Below are 20,009 nucleotides of genomic sequence, written 5' to 3'. Positions count from 1 at the left end.
CCTGGGGAACACCACCTTCCGCATTCACTCCGTCCGGGTCGATGGCCATGCGCGGTCCCCCTATGATCGTCCGGCTCCATGGCCGCCACCTCCGACGCAACTATCACGCCCCGCTTCCGGCAGCAGGCCGTGGCTGATGATGACTACAGCGGCCCTCCCCCTCCTCATCGGTATCGTTCTGGCGCTGACCCTGGGTTCATGGTTCTTTTTGGCTTTCAGCGCTTTCGGCCTCGTCACCGGCGGGGTCCCGGCGACCATCGAGCTCAATTCACGTCGTCATTTGCGTCGACGTATCCACGGCATCTCGACGGAATTGATCCAGGACATGGAACACCTGGTCCCACCAGTCGGACTCCAGGTTCTCCAAAACACGAGAAGGGGCAGCGCCTCGCTCAAAGCACGGCAGCCAGCAGCTGTCTCCCACCCCCTGCGTCTTGGGTCAGGACGCGTGGTCCCACCACTCATCCTCCAGCCACCTTCCGACCGAGGTCCCCAGGTGCCTTCCGTCAACGCTCCCGTCATCATCACGATTTCTTCAGGTAAATTGGGGCTCCTGTCGGGACCAGAACCGGGCCTCGGCCCGCTCATCCGCTCGGCCGTCATCCAGCTTTCCCAAGCCTGTTCTCTTGCGGCTTCGACCCTGATGATCATCGGCGGGACCGATACCCTCCCAATGGAAGTACGGCTCATGCCGTGCCTGCGCGTGTGCAACGACGCGGATGAAGCCTTGCTGCTCATACCCGCCCTGCACCCTTCCTCGGTCCTGCTGGTCACGCCAGGGACCCTCGGTGGAGACCGCATCGCTGCGGCGATCCGCGGTATCGACGGGGACCGCCAGCCGCCGGCCCTGATCCTCACCACTCCAATATCCGAGGCCACGGCCGACTGGAGTCTCGACCTCACCACGTCCACGTTGAGCCACGGCGACGACGAGGTTCTGGTCGCGGTGGACGGCATCTCCTCCGCGACTTTCTCCACGGCCTGCAGGTCATCCCAACAAGAGCTGGAGTTTCCTGCTGCGGGGGCAGCCGCACGCGACGACGAACTCGATACACCTCGCGGAGGTTCGGCAGGGCACACCCCCGTCTGGCAGGCCTCCTCGGCAGAATCACTCCTGAGTCGATTTGGTGTCTGTGAGGGGACTGCCGTGTCCTTGGACTTCGTCTGCGATGGTCCCCACGTCCTCGTCACGGGAACCACCGGCTCGGGAAAGTCCGAACTCCTCAAGGCCATGACCCTGGATCTGGTCTGCCGCTACGGTCCGGATCAGTTGTCGCTGCTCCTGCTGGATTTCAAAGGTGGAGCCACGCTGGGGCCCTACGCAGAAACACCACATTGCCAAACCCTGGTGACTGATCTCAATGCCGAATCCGGAGAACGGGTCCTCGGCGGACTACGAGTTGAACTACAGCGCAGGGAATCACTCTTCAAGGAGGCAAAGGCAGAAGACTACGCCCGCTATCGGGCCCTTGCCGATTCGGTGTCCGGACCACTTCCGCGCCTCGTGGTCATCGTCGACGAGTTTCGTGTCCTCAGCGACGAACTGCCCGACGCCGTTCCTGAACTCATGCGCATCGCAACAGTGGGGCGGTCCCTGGGTGTGCATCTGCTGCTCGCCACCCAACGCCCGCAGGGAGTCGTCACGGCGTCCATGCGCGCCAACATCAACACGGTCATCGCCCTTCGTCTGCTCAGCCCACTGGATTCGAGCGAGCTCCTTGGCACTTCGGCGGCCGCCGAACTCCCTGCGTCCAGCCCGGGGCTCGGCTTCATGCGTCGAGCCGGTGATCCGCCCATGCCTTTTCGGTCCCTGCCCGTCGGCGACGACGCACCGGTCTGGAAGGTGTGGGAAACAGGCCCAGGGTTCCAGGACTGCCGTCCCATCACGACGATCCACCGACCACAGCCCGCGGATTCTTCCCCGGCAGGGCTTCTGGAACGAAGGACCTCGGATGTCCAGGAGCCGCCGTCCCCGGTCGCGACGTTCGCTGCACCGCTCCCTGTCGAACTCCATTTCATACCGCGACGGCTCCGTACGCAACGGCCCGAGGGGGCCATCGCGCTCGGCCTGATCGACGACATCGAGCATCAGCGTCTGCTGCCGCTGTGGTGGATTCCTGAATCCCAAAGACGCCTAGCAGTCATCGCCGGTCCAGGAAGTTCCGCTGCCGCTTCGCTCCTCGGACTACTCAACACCCTCGCTCAGGGGGAACCGGAGCGCCACATCTACGTGTTGGACGGGGCAGGACACTTCGGCCCCGGTTCCGGGAACCCACGTGTCGCCGGTTACGTCACTGCCGGGGAACCGGAACGTGTCCATGAACTCCTGGACGTCTTTGATGCACCGCCGGATGCCGCAGACCAACCGACAGCAACTCGGGTCCTGCTCGTCAGCGGACTCGCGGCATGGGCCACGGTGCTGGGGGTTTCGGACTTCGCTTCCCTCGATGACCGGCTCGCGGCCCTGGCCCGTACGACGGAGCGGGAAAACACGTGTCTCATCGTCACCGGGGATCGTGATCTGACCTCCTCCCGGTTCCACGCTTTGGCAGACCATCGGCTGTACCTCCGTTTTGGCCTGGGCGAAGAAACCTTGATGGGCTGGCCACGACTCAAGAACACCGGTCCATACCCGGGGCGCGCCGTATATACGTCCCCCCTTACCCCTGAGCGGGGGGTCGTCGTCCAACTCTGTACACCGGCGCCATCGACCGTCCAGGCCCAGGGCCCGCCGACCAATCTGCCGCTTCGCTCGTGTCATCCCCTGCCTTCACGGGTCGGCACAGACCAGCTGCCGCGCATCGACCGCCACCCGGGCCGATATCAGATCGGGCTCATGGCGCCGGAACACCGGCCGTGGATCTGGGAACCCGGCCGCGTTGGTCTCGTCCTGGGCGGCCCGGGAACAGGAAAATCGAACGTCCTGCGCATGATGGCCGGCCAGCTGGGGTCCGGCCTCGATATCCGCTGGTCCTTGGGCCCGGCCACTGACCCACCGGACTTGTTGTTCCTCGATGACGTTCTGGCACTCACCGACGCCGACCTGGCTCATCTGGATTCCCTGATCCGCTCAGGCACCCATGTCGTCATGTCGGCCTCACCCGAACGGGTCGGGCTCGCTCGGCTCCCCCCGGTGGCACGAATGCTCCCACCGGCTGCGTTTCTTCTGCTCAACCCCCGGCAAGCCAGTGACGGGGACTTCCCCGGATGGAGGCTCCGGCCACATCAACTGGCACTGCCGGGGCGGGCCGTCGTGCTGCGCCAGGGAAGGCTGACCCAGATCCAATGTGCCGTCGCGGATGGTGCCGACGCCTAGTTTTGTGGTGTGCGGTCTCCGAAGAATGCAGTGGCCTTCGGATCAAAAATCAGCAGGATGATCGCTGCCGCCGGGATCAGCAGCGTCAGGCCCAGCACCAGGCTCCACCCCCCGCTCCCGAGGAACGAAACAGCAAAGATGACCTGGAAGACCTGCCAGACCACGGCGGCCGCGCGTGTCCAGGCATTCCCCTTGAACACCTGGACCCCGACGTTGGCCTGCCATGCTGCCGCCCCGAGAATCAGAACGAGCATGAAGATGCGCCCACCCATCGACAAGGGTCCGGGTTCACCCAGCGACGTGGCGTACCAAGCAGCCGCGCCCAGTGCAGCGACGGCCTCGAGCAACAACAACATCGCCACCACGACGATCGATGGCGGGCGCCGACGGACGGCTGCCGGATCGTGGGGAGGGTGGGAGGGGGAACTCGGGGAACTCACCCCCCGAATCTACTCGACGAGCTGGGCAGGCCCAACCAGACGGTGTCCCCAGGGCACCCCCGGAGCGGGCCTTGACATGGGAACGCCTGCCCCGCAAGGCCTTGCTGGGGTGAGAAAAGCCTCAGTGTCATGAAACGATTGGTTGCGGTCCAACCCTTGTTTACACACAAGTAACATGACAATCTTATGGGGCAGGTGAACGGGAGCATTCGTGAGTGCTCTCTTTTGTGCTGCCACCGCCCCACTCTTCGGATTGACCGTGGTGGGTCGTCCCCCGAAACCTATTCCAAGGAGCATCAAAAAGCATGGATTGGCGTAGTCGCGCAGCCTGCCTGGACAAAGACCCCGAGTTGTTCTTCCCCGTGGGGAACACCGGACCAGCCTTGCTCCAGATCGAAGAGGCCAAGAGCGTCTGCCGCCGGTGCCCGGTCATCGACACCTGCCTTCAGTGGGCCATCGAATCCGGCCAGGACGCCGGTGTTTGGGGTGGCATGAGCGAAGACGAGCGCCGCGCCCTGAAGCGCCGCGCAGCCCGGGCCCGCCGCGCATCATAGCGAGACAGAACCTCTAGCCGTTCGGAGGGAGCGAATCCACGGATTCGCTCCCTCCGGCTGTTTAAGGACCTGAGCGTCACCCAACGATTCCGCCTCCCCCGAGCGGATGTCCACGGAAAGGCGCCGGGTTCTGGCTACCATCGTGGGGTGAGTGAACACGGAGCCAGTCCCGACCGGGGCACGATGATCGACGGCCGCTATCGCATTGTCGAGCGGTTGGCCGTCGGCGGCATGTCCACGGTCTATCTCGCCACCGACATCCGCCTCGAACGCAACGTGGCGCTGAAGATCCTGCATCCACACTTGGCCGAGGACCCGGTGCTGGTCGAGCGCTTCCGTGCCGAGGCGATCACCGCAGCCGGTTTCTCCCATCCGCATATCGTCGGTGTCCTGGATACCGGCGTCGACGGACACACCGCCTACCTGGCCATGGAGCTCGTCAACGGCCATACCCTGCGCGACCTGCTCAAGAGCCAGGGACGCATGGCACCGCGCCAGGCCTTGGCCCTGCTGGACGCGGTCGTCGAGGGCCTGGCCGCGGCACACGCTGCAGGCCTGGTCCATCGCGATATCAAGCCGGAAAACGTCCTGCTGTCGAATTCGGGCCAGATCAAACTCGCCGACTTCGGGCTGGCCCGCGCCGCGAGCAACCAGACCTCCACCGGCAACCTCATCGGCACGGTGGCCTACGTCTCCCCCGAACTCGTCACCGGGGCCCCCGCCGACGCCCGCAGCGACATCTACGCCGTGGGCATCATGTTGTACGAGATGCTCACCGGGCGCCAGCCCTTCGTGGCCGAAGCTCCCATTGCCATCGCCTACCAGCATGTCTCCAATGACGTGCCGGCCCCTTCGCTCCTCCTGCCGAACCTTGCTGCCGACCTCGATGAACTCGTGGAGTTCTGCACCCGCAAGGAACCCGAGGACCGGCCACAGGATGCCGAAGCACTCCTGGGCGAGATCCGGCAGATCCGACGGACGCTCACCGATGAGGAACTCGACCAGCCCGTTGTCGATTCCGACGCCCCGGATACCGGGCCGGGATCCGCACCCACCCGGATCGTCGGGGCCCCGATGTCCCTGCCGGCCGCCGACGACGGCACGGCCCGGACCGAAGCCATCGGCCAGACCGGCCTTCCGGATGGGGCAACCGAGGTGTTGGGCGTCCCAGACAACGCCACCAGCGTCATTTCAACGCCTGCAGGAGCGACACAGGCACTGCCCCGATACAACGATTCCACCGATACCGGAGAACAACCCGCCCTCGACTCCGCGTCCGGAGCCGGCCGGTCGAAGCAGGCCATGCTGTCCCGGCGGGCCCGTGAACGCCAGACCCGCAAGGAGGCCAAAAACTCCCGCCGGCAGTGGGCGCGTGAAGCACAGAAACCCCGGGAGAGCCTTGCTTCCCCCTCGTCTCGACGACGTGGTTGGATCCTGGGCATCATACTTTTCCTGGTGACCGCGCTGGTGGCCACCGCAGCCTGGTTCTTCGGGATGGGCCCCGGTTCACCGGTGCAGATCCCCCAGCTCAGTGGCCAGTCGGCTGCCTCCGCCCAGCAGGCCCTGGAGGCGGGCCGCGTTTCGTCCAGTGCGACCCGGGTCTTCGACGACGAGATCAAGAAGGGCCTGGTGGTTGGTTCCGAACCGGAAGCGGGGACCACCATCCGCCGCTACCAGTCAGTCGAGCTCCTGATCTCCAAAGGTCCGGAGCTTTTTGCGGTGCCCAACGTGGTCGGGCTGGAGGAATCGACCGCCCAAAAAGCCCTGAAGGACGCCGAGGTCGTGCCGGGGAAGGCCAAGAAGGAGTACGACGAATCGATCGCCGCCGGTCAGGTCGTTTCGCAGAAGCCGAAGCCGGAGTCGAAGGTGCGCCGGGGGACCAAGGTCTCCTACGTGGTCTCCCGTGGTCGGGCCCCCGTCAAGGTCCCCGACGTCACCGGCCGCACCGAGAAGGACGCCAAAGCCACGTTGAAGGACGCGGGCCTGGAACCGGAGGTGTCAGGCAAGGAATTCGACAAGAAGGTCGACAAGGGGATCGTCATTTCGCAGGAGCCCTCCTCCGGAAAGGCCAAGCGGGGAACGACCGTCACCTTCGCCGTTTCCAAGGGACCGCGGATGGTCGAGGTGCCCAAGGTGCGCGGCAAGCAGTTGGAGAAGGCCGAGAAGATCCTCAAAGACGCCGGCTTCGAGGTCGAGATCAACGAAGGCAGCTTCGGCATCATCTTCGGCACGGTGGCCACGCAGGACCCGTCCTCCGGCGAACTCCCCGAAGGGTCCACGGTGACCCTCGGGGTCGTCTGAGCCACCCCGCCCGCTCGATCCTCCAACGACAAGGCCACGTCCGGGGTCTTCCCCGGGCGTGGCCTTCGTCGTGTGGCGCTTCAGGTCGATCAGTCGGTGCGCGGCTTGCGCTCGGCCAATGCGCCGGCCACCAGGAACGCCATCTCCAGGGACTGCCGGTGGTTCAACCGCGGATCGCAGACGGATTCGTAGAGATCGTCGAACTGGTCGGCGCGGATCGGGTCGGCACCGCCGAGGCATTCGGCCACGTCGTCACCGGTCATCTCCACATGCAGTCCGCCGGCGTAGGTGCCCAACGAGTTGTGGACATCGAAGAAGCCCCGCACCTCGTCCATGACGTCATCGAACTTCCGGGTCTTGTAGCCGTTCTCGCTGGTCACCGTGTTGCCGTGCATCGGGTCGGTGACCCAGAGGACCTGGGCCCCGGAGGCGGTGACCTTCTCCACGAGGTCCGGAAGCTTCTCGCGGATATTCTTCGCCCCCATGCGGGTGATGAACGTCAGCCGGCCCGGCTCGCGGTTCGGGTCCAGTTTCTCCACCAGGGCCAGGGCATCCTCGGGCGTCGTGTTCGGGCCCAACTTGACCCCCAACGGGTTGCGCACCCGGGAAAGGAAATCGACGTGGGCGCTGTCGAGCTGCCGCGTCCGCTCCCCAATCCAGAGGAAGTGCCCGGAGGTGTCGTAGGGCTGGCCCGTGCGCGAGTCCGTGCGGGTCAAGGCCCGTTCGTAATCCAACAGGAGGGCCTCGTGGCTGGCAAAGAACTCGGTGGTCTTCAGTGCTTCGAAGTCTGCACCGCAGGCGTCCATGAACCGCACCGCGCGGTCGATTTCGGCAGCCAGCGACTCGTACTGGCTGTGGGCCGGGTTGGCCCGGAAGCCCTTGTTCCAATGATGCACGCTGCGCAGGTCGGCAAATCCGCCCTGGGTGAAGGCGCGGATGAGGTTCAACGTGGCGGCCGAGGTGTTGTAGGCCTTGACCATCCGGGCCGGGTCATGACGGCGGGACTCGGGGGTGAACTCGAACCCGTTGACGATGTCACCGCGGAACGCCGGCAAGGTGACCCCCTCGCGGGTCTCCGAATCCGAGGAGCGCGGCTTGGCGAACTGCCCGGCCATGCGCCCCATCTTCACCACGGGCATCGAGGCGCCATAGGTCAGGACGACGGACATCTGCAGGATCGTCTTCACCCGGGCGCTAATGCGGTCGGCGGTTGCCCCGGCAAAGGTCTCGGCGCAATCGCCCCCTTGCAGCAGGAAGGCATGGCCCTGGGCCGCGGCGGCCAGCCGCTCGCGCAGGATGTCCACTTCTCCGGCGAAGACCAACGGCGGCAGGGAGGCCAGCTCGTCGACTGCCTTCGTATATTCCGGGCCGGACCACGTGGGCTGCTGTGAAATCGGGAGCTCGCGCCAGGCGTCGAGGCCGGGATCGGCAGCGGGCCCGGGGATGGGCTGGTGGAACGGGGCGGAAGTCTGGGTCGAATCAGTCACCAACCCAGCGTATCCGGGTCGTGGGCCGGCACCCTATTCGCGGCGTAAAGTTTCGTTTCGGCCGGTCATCCGGGGCAGGACGGTACTGCCGCCCGACCACCGCTCACGCCGGGTTGGAGTTGCCGTTCTTCCCGGGATCCCCGGGTAGTCCGGTGTCGCTGGGAGCATCGTCGTCGTCCGCCTGGCCGGTCCCCGTGGTCTGCTCCGCTGCCGGGGGCTCCTCCGTGGTATCGCCGTCCGCCCCGTCCTTGGGGGTACGGATGTGTTCGACCTCCTTCTTGGCGGCGTCCACCGTGGCCCGGACCTGGGCGCGGGCGTTCTCCGCCAGGGCCTCACGGGCCGCCTTGCGCTCGGCAAGCCGATCGGCAGTGATCCTGGCCTTCACGGAGGCGGCGTAGGAGTCGACGTACTCCTGGCCGGAGAGGCGCATCAGGGCGTACATGATCTCGTCGGTGACCGAGCGCTGGACGAAGCGGTCGTCCTCCATCCCCTCGTAGCGGGAGAAATCCAGTGGTTCGCCCACGATCAGCCCGACCCGTCGGATGTTCGGTACCGTCTTGCCGATCGGCTGGACCTTGTCGGTGCCGATCATGGCGACCGGGATGACCGGGACGCCGGTGGCCAGGGCCAGCTTGGCAACCCCGACCTTGCCCCGGTAGAGGCGCCCGTCGGGGCTGCGGGTGCCCTCCGGGTAGATGCCCAACAGGTTCCCGTCCAGCAGGGCCTGCTCCCCCGCCCCCAGCGAGTTCGCCGAGGCGGCACCCCCGGAACGATCCATCGGCAGCTGGTTGGAGAGGCGGAAGAACAAGGCAGTGAGCTTGCCCTTGATGCCCTTGCCGGTGAAATATTCCATTTTGGCCAGGAAGACGACCGGACGGTCCACCGCCACGGGCAGGAAGATCGAGTCGGAGACCGAGAGATGGTTGCTGGCCAGGATCGCGCCACCTTCGGCAGGGATGTTGTCCATGCCCTTGACCCACGGCCGGAACAGCAGGTTGGTCAGCGGTGCAATGAGCAGCCGCTTCATGATCCAATAAAACACGTGTGGGAGCCTTCCGCCGGGCAGGTCGTCGGGCGCCCGCCTCGCACGGACCCCATGTCGGTTACGCTCTACTCTAGGCACATATCCACCCCGGGGCACGATCCCCGGCCTGCTTGGGAGCGCTATGGAATTCTCGGCAACGGCCCCCTCCGACGCGGCTGAAGGCTTCCGGGTCCGCGGCGGCAACGGTGATGCGGTCCTGGTCATCCACGGTTTCACCTCCACCCCGCGCAGCATGCGCCCCTGGGCCGACGCCCTTCTGGCGGGCGGCTACACGGTCTCCTTGCCGGTGCTGCCCGGGCATGGGACCAGCTGGCAGGAACTGGCCCGGACCCCCCGTTCCGCGTGGACGGCGGCCGTCGAGGCCGAATTCGATCTCCTGGCCGCCGCCCACCGCAAGGTCTTCGTCGTCGGACTGTCCATGGGCGGGACGCTGGCCCTGCATCTGGGCATTGAACGCCGACCCGCGGGGCTCGCCCTGGTCAACCCCGCCCTGAGCATGGTGGACCGCACCGCGGCCCTGGCCGGGATCCTGAAACGGTTCGTCCCCTCGGTGCCGGCCATCGCCAACGACATCGCCCGCCCCGGCCAGGACGAGGGGGCCTACCCACGGACCCCGGTGGCCGCGGTGCACGAGCTGCGTCGGCTCATCCGCACCACCCGGAAGAATCTGGAAGCGATCCAGGCCCCGGTGTTCGTCTTCCGCTCGGTGGTGGACCATGTGGTCTCCGAACCGGGGTTGGATCTGCTGCGGCGCGAGCTGGTCGGCATGCACCCTTCCGGGGTGCCGCGGCTGCAATTGAGGTATCTGGAACGCAGCCTGCACGTGGCGACCCTTGATTACGACGCCGCAGCGATCTTCGAGGGCTCGCTCGCCTTCTTCGACGCGTTGGGAGGTCATGCCCATGGCTGATGACAACGCCCGCTCCCCCCGGGACCGGGCCGCCGACGAGGCCGCCTGGCAGGATCTGGTCAGCCGGCTCGACGACGTCGGGATGGATGTCGATCCGGAAGCCGAGGCCGCCGATCCACCGGGCCCGACCCCGGATCCCCTCGACGAGCCGGTTCCCCTGCTCCGCCCGGCCGGTGGGCCGCGGGACTACGAACTGCTCGAGGAGCCCGAGGAGGATTGGACCCCGGAAGATCCTCCGGCCCTGGGCTCGGGCAATCCGCTGACCGTGCTGGCCTGGACCTGTGCCGCCGGAGCACCGATCGCCCTGTTGCTTCTGGCCATCCTGTGGCGTTCGGCGCCGATGGGCGTCTGGCTGACCCTGTGCGTGGCTTTCGTGGCCGCCGCCGGTTATCTGGCCTTCAGGCTCCCGCGCCACCGGCAGGACGGCGATAACGGCGCCAGGGTCTGACCCCTGCCCGGGGACGGCACGGCCCCGCGGTCGTCACCCTCGGCTCGGGGCGGCTTCCTGCCGGGCGAGGTCGGCGGCTCCGATCAGCCCGGCGTCGGCCCCCAGCCCCGCCTGCCGGATGCCGGCGAACGGCCGGTAGCCCCGTCCGGTGAGGTTCTTCCGGTACGATGTCTCGGCTTCCTCGAGCAACCGGGTGGAGGCAGATCCCAGCCCCCCACCGATGACGAAGGTCCCCGGATCCAAGGCGGCGGCCAGATTGGCCAGGCCCAGCCCCAGCCACTGGCCGGCATCGATGATCAGCTCCTGGCAGGCAGGATCCCCGGCCGCTGCCAGCTCGGTCACCAACGACCCGTTGATGGCCTCCACGTCCCCTTCCACGGCGTCCAGCAGCGTGTGGGCCACCGGCGAGTTGGCCCGGGCTATTTCACGGCCTTCACGCCCCAGGGCGTTGCCGGAGGCATATTGTTCCCAGCAACCGCGGTTCCCGCATTCGCAGCGGTGGCCTCCGGGTTGGATGACCTGGTGGCCGAATTCCCCGGCCAACCCGAACCGGCCCCGGCGCAGCCGTCCCCCGGCGACCAGCGCACCGCCGATCCCGGTGCCCAGGGTCAGGCACACCAGGTTCGGTTCACCCTGCCCGGCCCCGAAACGATATTCCGCCCAGCCGGCCGCGTCGGCGTCGTTGACCACGCAGACCGTCCCGCCGAGCACGGTGGCCAGCCGGTCGCGCAGGGGTTCGTTGCGCCAGGCCAGATGCGGGCTGAAGAGCACGGTGCCCGTCTCGGGATTCATCCAGCCGGCTGCCCCGACGCCGATCGGGGCCCGGGGGGCGAAGCGGCGGAGGCCGGCCACCAGGTCCAGCACTGCCAGTTCGACGTCCTGGGGGCTCGATCCGGGGGTCGAACGCCGGTCGCGGTGCAGGAGGTTCCCCGCCCCGTCGACCACGCCACCGGCGATCTTCGTGCCGCCGATGTCCAGCCCGATGGCCTGGTCCGCTGCCGGTGCCGTACCCATGGCGATGCCCTTCCCTGGCCCGATGTTGGCACCATAAGTTACTAGCGAGTAGGTTAGTGATGCAACACACTATGCTTGGATGACGATCCCCATCGTCAGATGTCCAATCTGAATAGCCTACTGAAGTAGAGGAGCACATCGTGCGAGAGTTCAGCGTACCCCCGCTCGTGGTCAGCCCCGCGACGTCCAACACCACGGATTTCGTGCTGGAAAAAGCGAATGGGACCAACCCGATGCTGTTCTCGCGGCCCGACGGTCACGGCGGATGGATCGATGTCTCGGCCCGGGAGTTCAGGGACGATGCCAGCGCCTTGGCCAAGGGCCTGATCGCCGCGGGGCTCGAAAAGGGCTCCCGGATCGGCATCATGTCCCGGACCCGCTACGAATGGACCCTGGTCGACTTCGCGATCTGGTTCGCCGGATGCATCTCCGTGCCGGTCTACGAGACCTCCTCCCCCAGCCAGGTCGCCTGGATCCTGGGTGACTGCGGGGCCGCAGCGGCCATCGTGGAATCACCGAACCACGAGAACGTGATCCGCCAGGCCTCCATCCAGGAGCAGCTCGAGGACATCGGACACATCTGGCAGATGGACGGCGATGGACTCGACGTCCTGCGCTCGGCCGGAACCGGGGTCAGCGACGAGGAACTGGAGGCACGTCGCTCCTCCATGGGACTCGAGACCGTGGCAACGATCATCTACACCTCGGGCACCACCGGACGCCCCAAAGGCTGCGAGCTGACCCACCTGAACTTCGTGGAACTGTCCCGCAACGCCCAGGAAGCCCTGCCCGAATGTGTTCATGAGGGGTCCTCGACCATCATGTTCCTGCCCCTGGCCCATGTGTTCGCCCGCTTCATCTCGGTCCTGGCCGTCGCCGGCGGCGCCAAGGTCGCCCACACCCCCGACATCAAGAACCTGCTCCCGGATCTGCAAGGCTTCAAGCCCACGTTCATCCTGGCCGTTCCACGGGTCTTCGAGAAGGTCTACAACTCCTCGATGCTCAAGGCCGAGGATGCCAGCAACGTCAAGGCCAGGATCTTCCACGCAGCGGCGAAGACCGCCGTCCAGTTCTCCCGCGCCCAGGGCGAGGGCTCGGTGCCGCTGGCCTTGAAGCTGCGCCACGGCCTGTTCGACAAGCTCGTCTTCTCGAAGATCCGCGAGGCCATGGGCGGGCGCATCCAGTATGCGGTGTCCGGCGGTGGCCCGCTGGGCGAACGCCTCGGGCACTTCTTCAACGGTGCCGGGCTGATGATCCTCGAAGGCTACGGCCTCACCGAGACCACCGCCCCGATCACCGTGAACACCCCGAGCAAGCTGAAGATCGGCACCGTTGGCAGGCCGCTGCCGGGCAACGCCGTGAAGATCGCCGACGACGGCGAGATCCTCACCCGGGGCGTCTGCCTCATGGCCGGATACCACAACCGACCGGATCTGCGCACGGAGGCGTTCGACGACGACTGGTTCCGCACCGGCGACATCGGCGAGCTCGATTCAGACGGGTTCCTGAAGATCACCGGGCGCAAGAAGGAAATCCTCGTGACCGCCAGCGGGAAGAACGTCATCCCCGGCTTGCTGGAGGACCAGATCCGCGCCGATGCCCTCGTCTCCCAGGCCCTGGTGGTCGGGGACAACCGCCCGTTCATCTCCGCCCTGGTCACCCTCGACGAGGAGGCCCTGCCCGGGTGGTTGGGCCGTCACCAGCTCGGATCGCTGACCGTGGAGCAGGCCGCCGAGCACCCCAAGGTCCGTCAAAGCGTCCAGGCCGTCATCGACAAGGCCAACCAGACGGTTTCCCACGCCGAGGCCATCAAGGCCTTCCGCATCGTCCCCACGGACTTCTCCGAGGCCTCCGGCCACCTGACCCCGTCGTTGAAGGTCAAGCGCGCCCAGGTGCTCAAGGACTTCGAAACGGTCGTCGAGGAGATCTACACGGCCAAGAAGCCGTCCTGAGCCCCGGTAGACAACAGGCCGGGCCACGCACAGTGCGTGGCCCGGCCTTTTTGTGTGCTGCGGTGCGGCTCCGCTACAGCGGTGCGTCCTCCCCGGCGGGCAGCTCAAGGCCCAGCAACGCATTCTCCACGACCTCGGTCAACGCCGGGTGGATCCAGTAGGGGCGCCGGGCCATCTCGACGACCCCGAGCCCGGTGGCCATGGCCTGGATGAGCGGCTGGATGAGGATCGAGGCCTCGTGTCCCATCACATGGGCCCCCAGCAACAAGCCGGTCGACCGGGAGGCCACCAGCTTGAGGATGCCTTCCTGGTCCTCCATCGCCCATCCGTAGGCCGTGGAGCCATAATCCTGCACGACGGTGACGACGTCCTCGGGGTCCTGCGCCCGGGCCGTGGCCTGTTCGCCGGTCAGTCCCACCGAGGCGATCTGCGGATCGGTGAAGACCGCTGCCGGGACGAAGGACCGGTCGGTGGAGCGCAGCTGCCCGGGGTGTTCGAGGTTATGCGCCACCACCCGGGCTTCGCGGTTGGCGACATGTTTGAGCTGCTGTTCGTTGGAGGCATCGCCCAGGGCATAGCACCCGGGTAGCGCCTGACCCCCGGAGAGCACCCGCTGGAACCCGTCCACCGCCAACCGGCCGTCATGTTCCAGGTCCAATCCGGCGGCTTCGGCCCCGATCCGGTCCGAGTTCGGCACCCGGCCGGTGGCCATCAGCACGACGTCGGCGACCACTTCCACGGGCCCTTCAGCGGTCTCGAAGTGCCCGGTGACGGTTCCGTCGTCGTTCTCGGTGACGGCACTGAGGGCATGGTCCAGCTTCAGGGTCCAGCGTCGGGCGGCGGACTGCGTGAACCGGCGGGAGATCTCCTGGTCGTGATGGCGCAGCAGGGCCGCGGAACGGTTCGCTTGGATGACCTGGGAGCCCAGGCCATGGAAGACGTGGGCGAACTCGGCGGCGATGAAGCCGCCACCGACGATCAGCACCCGTTCCGGCAGCGCGTCCAGGCGCATCACGGTATCCGAGGTGTGGACCTGGGGCAGCTCCACACCGGGGACCTCGGGCAGCACGGCCCGGGAGCCGGAGGCCAAAACAATCTGGTCGGCGGTGATGACCTGCCCGGATTCGGTGACCAGCGTCCGCGGGTCACGCAGCCGGACGCTCTCGGTGTAGACGTCGACGTTCTCGAGCTCCTGGTCCCGGTAGCGCAGACCGTCGGCCGAAATCGCATCGATCCGCCCGAAGATCCTGTCCCGGATCCCCGGCCAGTCGGTTCCACGGTGTTCCAAGTCGACCCCGAGACGGGCCGCTTCCCGGGGGGAGGCGGCCAGGGTGGCCGGGTAGACGAACATCTTCGTGGGGATGCACCCCACGTTCAGGCAGGTCCCGCCGAAGGTCCCGGCGTCGATCATGGCGACCTTCTTATCGTCCCAGAAACCGGTGATCAGTGAATTGCCGGATCCGGATCCGACGATGGCCAGGTCATAATGCGTCAAGTGATTCAGCCCTTCAGTTCGTCCACGACCAACGCCGCGAGCTCCATCACGGCGTCGCGGGTGCCCGGTTTGAGCCGGTCCAGGGAGACCCGGGACCCTTCGGCCAGATGCGGATCATGCGGCAGCCGAACGACCGTGGCGACGCGCGAGCGAAAATGCGATTCGATCTCCTCGACGTTCACCCCGCGACCGGTTCCGGAGGACTGGTTGATGACCACGATCGCATTCTTCGCCAGCTCGGTGCGCCCGTGGGCCTCCAGCCAGGACAGTGTCTCGGAGGCCAACCGGGCTTCGTCGACACTGGCCCCGGAGACCAGGACGACGGCATCGGCCTTCTCCAGGGTGCCCTTCATGACCGTATGGACCATCCCGGTCCCGGAATCGGTGAGCACGATGGAGTAGTACTTCGAAAGCAGCTCGGTGACGGCACGGTAGTCGGCGTCGTCGAACGCCTCGGCCACCCGCGGGTCGGTGTCCGAGGCCAGCACGTGCAGACGTGATCCTTCCCGTGCGGCATAGGAGGAGAGCTTGGCGAAGGTGTCGACGCTGAAACGGTGTTGGACCAGGTTCCGGGCGGTGAACTCCGATTTGCCCGGCGAGCGGTCGCTGAGCGTCCCGCGGTCGGGGTTGGCGTCCAGGGCGATGACCCGGTCCTCCCGGATCTGCGCCAGGGCCATGCCCAGCAGGGTGGTCACCGTGGTCTTGCCGACTCCTCCCTTCCGGGACAGGACGGGGACGTAGCGGGTAGTTCCGGGCAAGGGGGCCGAAATCCGGTGTTGCATCTGCCGGCGGATCCGCACGGCGTCCGAATCCCCGACGTTGACCCGGCCTAAGGAGGCCCGGAACAACAGGCGACGCCATCCGCCCACGGGTTCGCGGTCCCGGGGTTCGAGCAGCCGGTCGGGCGTCAGCTGCGAAGCACTTTCGGGGGCCTTGGGCTGCGGGGCCGCGCCGGCTCCGGCGGTGGTTCCCGCCCCGACGCCGGCGGAGGCGGTGGCGGTGGCTGTGGCCGGGCCGGGGCCCGGGGTTCCCCCCACCGGACCGGCGGTGCCGGCCCCGGGGTCCTGCTGGTCGGTCGGTGCTGCAGGGATGACCATGCCCTGGGCCAGCGGGCGCGGATCGGAGGGATCCGCGGCCGTTGCCTCGTCCTGGTCCACCGGCTGCCAATCGGAGAGGTCCGGCAGGTCGGCGGCCCCATGGCCGGCCCCCGCGGATTTGAGGTCCTCGCCGAGGTCCTCCTCCGGGGTGTCGGTTCTGGGCTCCGACGGGTCCACTTCGTCGTGCGGAGCCGGTTCCGGGGTCTCCGGGGCTTCGTCGTCGTCGTGGTTCTGGTGCGGCTGGGTCATGGCATCCTCTGCGGAAAGTACTGGCTGTAGGAACGTCAGCCATCACCCTAACGCACCGACGGGACGCCCACCGTGTCGTCGGTGGACGTCCCGTCCTGCGGTGGTACGGCGGCCCTAGGCCTCCAGAACCACCAGGAGGTCCCCGCCCTGGACCTGGGCCGTGCCTTCGATGGCGATACGGCTCACCCGGCCACCGGCGGGCGAGGTGATCGCTGCTTCCATCTTCATGGCCTCGATCGTGGCGATGGTGCCGCCGGCGGGGACGGTGTCGCCGACCTCGACGGCTGCGGTGACCGCACCGGCGAAGGGTGCTGCCACGTGGCCCGGATTCGACTGATCCGCCTTCTCCGCGGCCTTGACCGTGGATTCGACGTTGTCGTCGCGAACCGTGATCTGGCGCATCTGCCCGTTCAGGGTGCACATCAGGGTGCGCATGCCCTTCTCGTCGGGTTCGGAGATCGCCTGCAGGGTCACCAGCAGGCGCACCCCCTTGCCCAGGGAGATCACGTGTTCGGCGTGCTGGACCAGCCCGTAGAGGTAGTCCCGGGTGTGCAGCAGCGACACGTCGCCGTATTCGGCCCGCAGCTTCTCGAAGTCACGGGTCGGCCCGGCGAACAAGAGCCGGTTCAGCGTCTGGCGGCGGGTCGACGAATCCCCGGCCAGGCCCTCCTGGTCCTCGGGCTCGAGCTCCTCGACCCGGACCTTGACGTTGCGTCCCTGCAGGGCCTTGGTCCTGAAGGGCTCGGGCCATCCACCGGGCGGATCCCCGAGTTCGCCGGAGAGGAACTGGATCACCGAATCGGGGATGTCGAATTCCTGCGGGTTGGCCTCGAATTCCTTCGGGTCCACGTTCATGCCCACCAGATGCAGGGCCAGGTCGCCGACGACCTTCGAGGACGGGGTGACCTTCACCAACCGGCCCAGGATCGCATTGGCCGCGGTGTACATCTCCTCGATGTCCTCGAAACGCTCGGCCAGCCCCAGCGCCTTGGCCTGCTGGCGCAGGTTCGAGAGCTGGCCGCCGGGGATCTCGTGGCGGTAGACCCGGCCCGTCGGACCGGGCAGCCCCGATTCGAACGGCCCGTACATCGAGCGCACGGCTTCCCAGTAGGGTTCCAGCGAGGCCGCCGCCTCGAGCGGGATCCCGGTATCGCGGTCGGTGTTGGCCAGGGCGGCGACCAACGCCGATTCCGAGGGCTGGGACGTGGTCCCGGCCATGGAGGCCACCGCGACGTCGACCGCGTCGACCCCGGCGTTGGAGGCCGCCATGAGCGTGGCCAGCTGGCCACCTGCGGTGTCGTGGGTGTGCAGGTGCACCGGCAGGTCGAAGCGTTCGCGCAACGCCGTGACCAGCTGTGCGGCGGCCGCCGGTCGCAGCAACCCGGCCATGTCCTTGATCGCCAGGATGTGGGCGCCGGCGTCGACGATCTGCTGGGCCAGATCCAGGTAGTAGTCCAGCGTGTAGAGCTTCTCCTCGGGATCGAGCAGGTTCCCGGTGTAGCACAGCGCCACCTCGGCGACCGCGGTCCCGGTCTCGCGGACCGCCTTGATGGCCGGGGCCATCTGCGAGACGTCGTTGAGGGCGTCGAAGATCCGGAAGATGTCGATCCCGGCTGCGGCGGCCTCCTGGACGAAGACATCGGTCACCTCGGTGGGGTACGGGGTGTATCCCACGGTGTTGCGACCGCGCAGGAGCATCTGCAACGGGATGTTCGGCAGCTCGGCGCGCAGCAGTTCGAGCCGCTTCCACGGGTCCTCGCCCAGGAAGCGCAGCGAGACATCGTAGGTGGCCCCGCCCCAGACCTCCATGGAGAACAGCTGCGGCAGCGTATGGGCGTAGGCCGGGGCCGCGGCAATCAGGTCACGGGTGCGGACCCGGGTGGCCAGCAACGACTGGTGGGCGTCCCGGAAGGTGGTGTCGGTGACCGCCAGTTCGGTGCGCGAGCGCAGTTCGGCGGCGAAGCCCTCGGGCCCGCGTTCGAGAAGGACCTGGCGCCAGCCGGCGGCGGGCTCGTGCTCCGAGGGGCCGTCGAAGGGGCTGCGCATCGGCTGGTCGGATTTGTCCCCCGGGTAGTACGGCAGCTTCTGCCGCGGGTCCAGGCCCTCACGGCGCGGGCCGTTGGGCTGGTTCACGGTCACATCGGCCAGGAAGGACAATGCCTTGGTGCCACGGTCCTGGCTGCGGTTGCCCTCGAGCAGATCGGGGCGCGAATCGATGAAGTCGGTGGCGACGTCCCCGGCGATGAACTGCGGGTCATCGAGCACGTTCATCAGGAACGGGATGTTCGTGGCCACCCCACGGATCCGGAATTCGGCCAGCGCGCGGCGGGCCCGGCGTACGGCGGCCTCGTAGTCCCGGCCGCGACAGGTCAGCTTGACCAGCATGGAGTCGAAGTGCGGTGAGACCACGGCACCGGTGTAGATGGTGCCTCCGTCCAGCCGGACCCCCGAGCCGCCGGCGGACCGGTAGACGGTGATGGTGCCCACATCCGGGCGGAACCCGTTGGCGGGGTCCTCGGTGGTGATGCGGCATTGCAGGGCGGCACCACGGATATGCAGCTGGTCCTGGCGGATGTCCAGATCCGTCAGCGAGGCCCCGGCCGCGATGCGCATCTGGGCGGAGACCAGGTCGATATCGGTGATCTCCTCGGTGACCGTGTGCTCGACCTGGATCCGCGGGTTCATCTCGATGAACACGTGCTCGCCGGCCCGCTCCCCCACCGTGTCCACCAGGAACTCGACGGTTCCGGCGTTCTGGTAGTTCAGGGCCTTGGCGAACTTCACGGCATCGGCGTAGAGGGCCTGGCGGATGCCCTCGTCCAGGTTCGGCGCCGGGGCGATCTCCACGACCTTCTGGTGGCGGCGCTGCAGCGAGCAATCCCGTTCGAAGAGGTGCACCACGTCCCCGTGGGCATCGGCGAGGACCTGGACCTCGATATGACGCGGGCGCAGCACGGCCATCTCCAGGAACATGGTCGGATCCCCGAAGGCGGTGGCCGCTTCGCGCATGGCGGCGTCCAGGGCCTCGGGAAGATCCTCCCGGGTATCCACACGGCGCATGCCGCGACCGCCACCGCCGGCCACCGCCTTGACGAAGATGGGGAAGCCGATCTTATCGGCCTCGCCGATCAGCCATTCGGCGTCGTCGCTGGGCTCGGAGGAGGCCAGCGTCGGAATTCCTGCCGCCTTGGCGGCCTTCAGCGCCTGGACCTTGTTTCCTGCCAGTTCCAGGACATCGGCCGGGGGCCCCACGAAGGTGATGCCGGCTTCCTCGGCGGCACGGGCGAGATCGGGGTTCTCCGAGAGGAACCCGTAGCCCGGGTAGATCGCGTCCGCCCCGGAGTCCTTGGCGACGCGGATGACTTCCTCCACGTCCAGGTAGGCGCGGACCGGGTGGCCCTCCTCGCCGATCTGGTAGGCCTCGTCGGCCTTCTGGCGGTGGATGGATCCGCGGTCCTCGTAGGGGAAGACGGCAACCGTCTTGGCTCCCAATTCGTAGCCGGCACGGAATGCGCGAATCGCGATTTCGCCGCGGTTGGCTACCAAAACCTTTGAAAACATGGTTCTCCTGCATGGTGTCTGTTCGGACAGGACGAACGCAACGGTCTCCCCGGGTCTCGGGGGGTTTTGCCTCCGTGCGTCAGGCGCGAAGCGTAGATTCAAGCCTGCGCTCACCTTACAGTGGGCCATCACACAGCTAA

The 20,009-nt window shown here is 67.1% G+C and carries 13 protein-coding genes; 6 read left to right on the top strand and 7 right to left on the bottom strand.

The features are described from left to right. The first annotated feature begins 136 nt into the window (after nt 1–136). On the top strand, nt 137–3,316 hold the full coding sequence (locus ACT3S2_RS12350) for an FtsK/SpoIIIE domain-containing protein (protein WP_444555149.1): 3,180 nt from the start codon (nt 137–139) through the stop codon (nt 3,314–3,316). Here the strand turns inward: ACT3S2_RS12350 and ACT3S2_RS12345 are convergent. Then, nucleotides 3,313–3,756 (bottom strand): hypothetical protein, encoded by a 444-nt coding sequence (locus ACT3S2_RS12345; RefSeq protein WP_444555108.1) that lies wholly within the window; start codon nt 3,754–3,756, stop codon nt 3,313–3,315. The two genes, ACT3S2_RS12350 and ACT3S2_RS12345, sit on opposite strands and share 4 nt — an antisense overlap. A gap of 305 nt (nt 3,757–4,061) precedes the next feature. On the opposite strand from ACT3S2_RS12345, the gene ACT3S2_RS12340 reads away from it, so the two are divergent. Both ACT3S2_RS12340 and ACT3S2_RS12335 read left to right on the top strand, forming a co-directional pair. Then, nucleotides 4,062–4,310 (top strand): WhiB family transcriptional regulator, encoded by a 249-nt coding sequence (locus tag ACT3S2_RS12340; protein WP_086994524.1) that lies wholly within the window; start codon nt 4,062–4,064, stop codon nt 4,308–4,310. 147 nt (nt 4,311–4,457) lie between these two features. Then, nucleotides 4,458–6,611 (top strand): PASTA domain-containing protein, encoded by a 2,154-nt coding sequence (locus ACT3S2_RS12335; protein WP_444561760.1) that lies wholly within the window; start codon nt 4,458–4,460, stop codon nt 6,609–6,611. Nucleotides 6,612–6,700: 89 nt separating this feature from the next. Here ACT3S2_RS12335 and ACT3S2_RS12330 read toward each other — a convergent pair whose 3' ends face one another. Then, nucleotides 6,701–8,098 (bottom strand): class II 3-deoxy-7-phosphoheptulonate synthase, encoded by a 1,398-nt coding sequence (locus ACT3S2_RS12330; protein ID WP_444555110.1) that lies wholly within the window; start codon nt 8,096–8,098, stop codon nt 6,701–6,703. A 103-nt stretch (nt 8,099–8,201) separates the two neighbouring features. After that, nucleotides 8,202–9,140: a lysophospholipid acyltransferase family protein gene (locus ACT3S2_RS12325; RefSeq protein ID WP_444555111.1), complete on the bottom strand. Its 939-nt coding sequence runs from the start codon at nt 9,138–9,140 to the stop codon at nt 8,202–8,204. Nucleotides 9,141–9,264: 124 nt separating this feature from the next. Between ACT3S2_RS12325 and ACT3S2_RS12320 the strand changes: the two genes are divergently transcribed. Beyond that, on the top strand, nt 9,265–10,053 hold the full coding sequence (locus tag ACT3S2_RS12320) for an alpha/beta hydrolase (RefSeq protein WP_444555112.1): 789 nt from the start codon (nt 9,265–9,267) through the stop codon (nt 10,051–10,053). After that, on the top strand, nt 10,046–10,501 hold the full coding sequence (locus ACT3S2_RS12315) for a hypothetical protein (RefSeq protein WP_444555113.1): 456 nt from the start codon (nt 10,046–10,048) through the stop codon (nt 10,499–10,501). Before ACT3S2_RS12320 ends, ACT3S2_RS12315 begins: the two co-directional genes overlap by 8 nt. Nucleotides 10,502–10,534: 33 nt before the next feature. Here ACT3S2_RS12315 and ACT3S2_RS12310 read toward each other — a convergent pair whose 3' ends face one another. Further along, nucleotides 10,535–11,515, bottom strand: coding sequence for an ROK family protein (locus ACT3S2_RS12310; protein WP_444555114.1), 981 nt, complete (start codon nt 11,513–11,515; stop codon nt 10,535–10,537). A 140-nt stretch (nt 11,516–11,655) separates the two neighbouring features. Between ACT3S2_RS12310 and ACT3S2_RS12305 the strand changes: the two genes are divergently transcribed. After that, nucleotides 11,656–13,467 carry an AMP-dependent synthetase/ligase gene (locus ACT3S2_RS12305; protein ID WP_444555115.1) on the top strand — a complete coding sequence of 604 codons (1,812 nt, stop codon included), beginning with the start codon at nt 11,656–11,658 and terminating at the stop codon, nt 13,465–13,467. 73 nt (nt 13,468–13,540) lie between these two features. On the opposite strand, the gene ACT3S2_RS12300 is transcribed toward ACT3S2_RS12305, so the two are convergent. From ACT3S2_RS12300 to ACT3S2_RS12290, 3 genes are all read right to left on the bottom strand, one after another. After that, on the bottom strand, nt 13,541–14,962 hold the full coding sequence (locus ACT3S2_RS12300) for a mycothione reductase (protein ID WP_444555116.1): 1,422 nt from the start codon (nt 14,960–14,962) through the stop codon (nt 13,541–13,543). Between the two features lie 5 nt (nt 14,963–14,967). Continuing rightward, entirely contained in the window at nt 14,968–16,308 is a 1,341-nt protein-coding gene (locus ACT3S2_RS12295; RefSeq protein ID WP_444561759.1) for a MinD/ParA family ATP-binding protein, read from the bottom strand. Nucleotides 16,309–16,422: 114 nt separating this feature from the next. Further along, nucleotides 16,423–19,869 carry a pyruvate carboxylase gene (locus tag ACT3S2_RS12290; protein ID WP_444555118.1) on the bottom strand — a complete coding sequence of 1,149 codons (3,447 nt, stop codon included), beginning with the start codon at nt 19,867–19,869 and terminating at the stop codon, nt 16,423–16,425. Nucleotides 19,870–20,009: the final 140 nt, after the last annotated feature.

Origin of the sequence: Arthrobacter sp. AOP36-A1-22 (assembly GCF_052377615.1) — a bacterium.
In the GTDB taxonomy this organism is placed as follows: domain Bacteria; phylum Actinomycetota; class Actinomycetes; order Actinomycetales; family Micrococcaceae; genus Arthrobacter_H.
Note: the sequence above shows the minus strand (reverse complement) of the source record. Positions and strands in the feature narration are given on the sequence as shown.